The sequence below is a fragment of the Pseudomonas sp. PB106 genome, assembly GCF_009764645.1.
Lineage (GTDB): Bacteria > Pseudomonadota > Gammaproteobacteria > Pseudomonadales > Pseudomonadaceae > Aquipseudomonas.
This window is the reverse complement of record NZ_RWIM01000073.1, coordinates 1-5,989: the sequence shown is the minus strand read 5'-3', so window position 1 is coordinate 5,989 and position 5,989 is coordinate 1. Positions and strand designations below refer to the sequence as shown.

Here is a 5,989-nt window from a genome sequence, read left to right as displayed (position 1 = left end):
CAAGCCAGCTCCCACAGTTGGATCGAGTGCATTCAGTTAGGGACTGGTCGGCTGTCAGGCCGCTATCGCTGGCAAGCCAGCTCCCACAGTTGGATCGAGTGCATTCAGTTAGGGACTGGTCGGCTGTGAGGCCACCATCGCCAGCAGGGCTGGCTCCCACAGTTGGATCGAGTGCATGCAGTTAGAGACTGGTCGGCTATCAGGCCGCTATCGCTGGCAAGCCAGCTCCCACAGTTGGATTGAGTGCATTCAGTTAGGGAGTGGTCGGCTGTCAGGCCGCTATCGCTGGCAAGCCAGCTCCCACAGTTGGATTGAGTGCATCCAGTTAGAGAGTGGTTGGCTGTGAGGCCACCATCGCCAGCAGCGCTGGCTCCCACAGTTGGATCGAGTGCATTCAATTAGGGAGTGGTCGGCTGTCAGGCCGCTTTCGCCAGCAGGGCTAGCTCCTACAGTTGGATCGAGTGTTTCAGTTAGGGAGTGGTCGGCTGTCAGGCCGCTATCGCTGGCAAGCCAGCTCCAACAGTTAAATTGAGTGCATTCAGTGAGAGACTGGTCGGCTGTCAGGCCACCATCGCCCGCAGGGCTACCTCCCACAATTTTGATTTGCGAATACCCCATGCGGCAAAGCCGCCCCACTCAACAATGAGCGCAAGCTCGAGTAGAGCTCTTGATCTTGATCTTGATCTAGGAGCCCGTCGGCAGGCTGAGTGGAGGGATTGATCCGGGGGTGGGAGCGCAGCGACCGTTCGACGAAGTCGAACACATCGAGAGGAGGTGCAGCGAAGCAAACCGTAGGCGATGCGTCCGGATCAATCCCGGAGCGAAGGAACCCCGAGCCCCAGCGAGCGGGCCGAACGTCAGGGCAAAGCCTTTTCGGTTACCTTTTCGGCGTTTGGAAAAGGTGACTCGCCGTAAGGGCGAAACCGCCAGCGGCAGCACCCGCAGAAACGGATACACACCCAAAACCCCAAGAACATGGTCGGCCCGAAGGCCGCCACGTCACAAAAGAATCAAGCTTCCTTACGCACCCGGAACCAAGCCGCATACAACGCCGGCAAAAACAACAACGTCAGCGCCGTCGCCACAATCAACCCGCCCATGATCGCCACCGCCATCGGCCCAAAAAACACACTGCGCGACAACGGAATCATCGCCAGCACCGCCGCCAGCGCCGTCAACACAATCGGCCTGAAGCGTCGAACCGTAGCCTCGATAATCGCCTGCCAAGGCTTAAGCCCCGAGGCAATATCCTGCTCGATCTGATCCACCAGAATCACCGAGTTGCGCATGATCATTCCGGACAACGCAATCGTCCCCAGCATCGCCACGAACCCGAACGGCTGACGGAACACCATCAAAAACAGCACCACCCCAATCAACCCCAGCGGCGCCGTCAGAAACACCATCGCCGTGCGCGAAAAACTGCGCAACTGCACCATCAGCAACGTCAGCACCACGATGATGAACATCGGCACGCCGGCATTCACCGACTTCTGCCCACGCTCGGAGTCCTCCACCGTGCCGCCAACATCCAACAGATAACCATCAGGCAATTCGGCGCGAATCGGGTCCAGCGTCGGCATGATCTGCTTCACCAGCGTCGCCGGTTGCTCCTTGCCATAAATATCGGCGCGCACGGTCACGTTCGGTAGCCGATTGCGGTGCCAGATAATCCCCTCCTCAAAGCCGTACTCCAGCGTGGCGACCTGCGACAAAGCCACACTGCGACCGTTATCCGTCGGCACCGCCAGGCTCGGCAACAACGACAACTCGGTGCGCTCATGCACCGTGCCGCGCAGCAGAATCTCGATCAACTCATTGTCTTCGCGATACTGACTGACGCTCGAACCGGTCAACGAACTTTGCAGGAATTTCGCCAGATTGGCGGTGCTCACACCCAGCGCCCGGGCGCGATCCTGATCGATGTTCAGGTACACGACCTTGCTCGGCTCTTCCCAATCCAGATGCACATTGACCACGTGCGGATTCTCGCGAACCTTGGCCGCGACTTTACGCGCCAAAGCGCGGACTTCCTCAATGTGCTCGCCAGTGACGCGGAATTGCACCGGGTAGCCAACCGGCGGACCGTTTTCCAAACGCGTCACCCGCGAACGCATGGCCGGGAATTGCTCGTTCAGCGTGTCGATCAGCCAGGTGCGCAGGGCTTCACGCTCCTCGATATTCTTCGCCAACACCACAAACTGCGCGAAGCTGGCCGCCGGCAATTGCTGATCCAGCGGCAAGTAAAAACGCGGCGAACCGGTGCCGACATAGGCCACGTAATTATCGATGCCGGCGTGATCCTTGAGCATCGCCTCAAGCCGTTTCACCTCACCGGTGGTATTGGCCAGCGACGCGCCTTCGGCCAGTTTCAGATCAACCATCAACTCCAGGCGATTGGACGCCGGGAAGAACTGTTGGGGGACGAAACGGAACAACATCACCGAGGCGATAAACAGCCCCACCGTCAGCACGATCACGGTCTTGCGATGGGTCACACACCACTCGACCAGACGCCGTACCCGCTGATAGAACGGCGTGGCGTAAGGATCCGGCTGACCATCCCCCGTGCCATGTTTGGCCGCATGAATTTTCGCCAGATCCGGCAGGAGTTTTTCCCCCAGATACGGCACGAACATCACCGCCGCGACCCAGGACGCGAGCAACGCGATGGTCACCACCTGGAAGATCGAGCGGGTGTATTCGCCCGTGCCGGACTGCGCGGTGGCAATCGGCAAAAACCCGGCGGCAGTGATCAGCGTACCGGTGAGCATCGGGAACGCGGTGCTGGTCCAGGCATAACTCGCCGCGCGGATGCGGTCGAAGCCCTGCTCCATTTTGATCGCCATCATTTCCACGGCAATGATCGCGTCGTCCACCAATAAGCCCAAGGCGAGTACCAACGCGCCAAGGGAAATCTTGTGCAGACCGATATTCAGGTAATACATGCAGGCGAAGGTCATCGCCAGCACCAGCGGAATGGTCAGCGCCACGACCATGCCGGTACGCACGCCGAGGGAGAAGAAGCTCACCAGCAAGACAATCGCCAGCGCTTCGACCAACACCTGCACGAACTCGCCCACGCCCGTTTTCACCGCCGCCGGCTGATCGGAGACCTTGCGCAACTGCATGCCGGCGGGAAGGTTTTTCTGGATGCGCGAGAACTCGACTTCCAGCGCTTTACCGAGCACCAGAATGTCCCCGCCGTCCTTCATCGCCACGGCCAGACCGATGGCATCTTCGCCCATGAAGCGCATGCGCGGCGCCGGTGGATCGTTGAAACCGCGATGCACATCGGCGACATCGGAGATACGGAACGTACGATCGCCGACCCGGATCGGGAAATTTTTTATCTCATCGACTGTCTGAAAATTCCCCGAGACCCGTAGCTGCAATCGCTCGCTGCCAGTTTCGAAGAAGCCGGCGGTCGACACCGCGTTCTGTTCTTGCAACGCCTGTTGCACTGCCGCCAGCGGCAAACCGAGGGTCGCCAGTTTGACGTTGGACAGCTCGACCCAGATCTTTTCGTCCTGCAAACCGAGCAAGTCGACCTTGCCGACATCCTTGACCCGTTGCAGCTGGATCTGGATGCGATCGGCGTAATCCTTGAGCACCGCGTAATCGAAACCGTCACCGCTCAGCGCATAGATATTGCCGAATGTGGTGCCGAACTCATCGTTGAAAAACGGCCCCTGAATATCCGGCGGCAAGGTCTGACGAATGTCACCGACCTTCTTGCGCACCTGATACCAGAGGTCGGGGATTTCCTTGGAATGCATCGAGTCGCGTGCGATGAACGTGACCTGGGATTCACCGGGGCGTGAGAACGAGACGATGCGTTCGTACTCACCGGTTTCCATCAGCTTCTTTTCAATACGTTCGGTGACCTGACGCGAGACTTCTTGCGCCGTCGCCCCCGGCCACCGGGTTTGAATCACCATGGCTTTGAACGTGAACGGCGGGTCTTCACTCTGGCCGAGTTTGGTGTAGGACAACGCGCCGACGATGGCCAGCAAAAGCATCAGGAACAGTACGATCTGGCGATTACGCAGCGCCCATTCGGAAAGGTTGAAGCGCATCGGGACTTACTCCTTGTCCGCCAGATTGACCACACGGTTGGAGCGATCCACCGGGCGCACCTGCTGCCCTTCGAGCAACACATGCACGCCGGCAGCTACAACCCAGTCGCTGGCGTTCAACCCTTCGAGCACCGGCACGGTTTTTTCGCCGAACGGGCCGATGCGCACCGGGGTTTTCTTCAAGGTGTTGTTGCCGTTGACGACCCAGACGTAGGTCGCGCCGTTTTCCGCCGTGAGTGCCGAGAGCGGCACCGACAGCGACACGCTATCGGCCGATTGCACGAACACCCGGGCGCTTTGGCCCAGCTCGGCCGGAACCTTGCCGCTGGTGAAGGAAATCCGTGCGGCGAAGGTGCGCGAGCGTGGATCGGCGGAGGGCGACAGTTCGCGGATCTGCCCGGCGAAGCGTTGGTTTTGCTGGGTCCACAATTCGACCGTCACTGGCTGGCCGACCTTGAAGCGGCCAAAGCTCTGCTCCGGCAGGCTGATCAGCACTTCGCGCTCGCCATCGGTGGCGAGGGTAAACACGGTTTGCCCGGCGGCAACCACCTGGCCGACTTCCACCGAACGCTTGGCCACCACGCCATCCTGCGGCGCACGCAACACCGCGTAACTGGCCTGATTGGTCGATACGTTGAATTCAGCTTTGATTTGTTTAAGACGGGCTTCACCGGAGCGGTAAAGGTTTTCGGCGTTGTCGTAGGCCGAACGGCTGACCATTTGCCGATCCATCAGGGTCTTGTAGCGATCTCGCTCGGCGCGCACCAGATTGAGATTGGCTTCGGCGGCGGCGACTTGCGCGCGGGTGGCTTCCAGCTGCAGCCGTACATCTTGCGGATCGAGTTCGGCGAGCGCTTGATCGGCCTTCACACGCTGACCTTCATCGACCAGTCGTCGGCTGACTTTGCCGCCAATACGGAACGCCAAATCAGGTTCGTAACGGGCGCGCACCTCGCCCGGATAACTTTCCATCGCCTGGGCCGAAGGCTCTGGCTGCACCACCATGGCCGGACGCACGGTGACTTGCGTCGCCTCTTCCTGACCGCATGCGGACAATATCAACGCCAGACTCGCTGGCAACGCAAAGGACAACGCATGACGGAACATGGTGACGGACCTTTCGCAAATGGTGCTTGGAATAATTATACTGGCGGGTATGGTATTAATAGCAAACTCACCAGTCCAGTATTAAAAGCGAAGAATGTCGAACAATCTTTCAGCTCCAAACGGCCCGGGCCGCCCCAAGGATCTGGCCAAGCGCCAAGCGATCCTTGAGGCGGCGAAAATTCTGTTTCTGAGTCATGGCTATGCCAACACCAGCATGGACGCGGTCGCCAGCGAGGCCGGCGTGTCGAAGCTGACGGTCTATAGCCATTTCAACGACAAGGAGACGCTGTTCTCCGCCGCCGTAGTGGCCAAATGCGAGGAGCAATTGCCGCCGCTGTTCTTCGAATTGCCCGAAGGCATTGCCGTGGAAAATGTGTTGCTGAACATTGCCCGAGGCTTTCATCACCTGATCAACAGCGATGAGTCGGTGAATCTGCACCGTTTGATCATGGCGCTGGGGGTTCAGGATCCGAAACTGTCGCTGATCTTCTTCGAGGCCGGGCCGCAGCGCATGGTGCAGGGCATGGAGCGGTTACTGACGCGCATCCACGAGACCGGCGCGCTAAGCATCGATCTGCCGCGCAATGCAGCCGAGCATTTCTTTTGCCTGATCAAGGGTGCGGGGAATTTTCGCTTGTTGTATGGCTGCGGGGAGCCATTGAGCGAAGAGGCTGCGGAGAGCCATATTCAGGAAGTTGTGGCTTTGTTTATGCGCGCTTACAGGCCCTGACTTTTAAGGTGTCTGAGCGGACGCCTTCGCGAGCAAGCTCGCTCCCACATTGGAATGCATTTCAAATGTGGGA

The 5,989-nt window shown here is 59.2% G+C and carries 3 protein-coding genes; 1 reads left to right on the top strand and 2 read right to left on the bottom strand.

Features of this window, described 5'->3' with window-relative positions; translation table 11 throughout:
* Positions 1 to 1,010: 1,010 nt before the first annotated feature.
* On the bottom strand, positions 1,011 to 4,079 hold the full coding sequence (locus tag EJA71_RS09735; protein ID WP_158956336.1) for an efflux RND transporter permease subunit: 3,069 nt from the start codon (positions 4,077 to 4,079) through the stop codon (positions 1,011 to 1,013).
* Positions 4,080 to 4,085: 6 nt separating this feature from the next.
* On the bottom strand, positions 4,086 to 5,186 hold the full coding sequence (locus EJA71_RS09730; RefSeq protein ID WP_158956334.1) for an efflux RND transporter periplasmic adaptor subunit: 1,101 nt from the start codon (positions 5,184 to 5,186) through the stop codon (positions 4,086 to 4,088).
* 94 nt (positions 5,187 to 5,280) lie between these two features.
* On the opposite strand from EJA71_RS09730, the gene EJA71_RS09725 reads away from it, so the two are divergent.
* A complete protein-coding gene (locus EJA71_RS09725) occupies positions 5,281 to 5,916 on the top strand; it encodes a TetR/AcrR family transcriptional regulator (RefSeq protein WP_158956332.1) in 636 nt (211 codons plus the stop codon).
* The last annotated feature ends 73 nt before the right edge of the window (positions 5,917 to 5,989 follow it).

Bases quoted from the DNA above. Each gene is read 5' to 3' on its own strand.
- EJA71_RS09735 (WP_158956336.1), bottom strand. From the start codon at position 4,079: ATGCGCTTCAACCTTTCCGAATGGGCGCTGCGTAATCGCCAGATCGTA.
- EJA71_RS09730 (WP_158956334.1), bottom strand. From the start codon at position 5,186: ATGTTCCGTCATGCGTTGTCCTTTGCGTTGCCAGCGAGTCTGGCGTTG.
- EJA71_RS09725 (WP_158956332.1), top strand. From the start codon at position 5,281: ATGTCGAACAATCTTTCAGCTCCAAACGGCCCGGGCCGCCCCAAGGAT.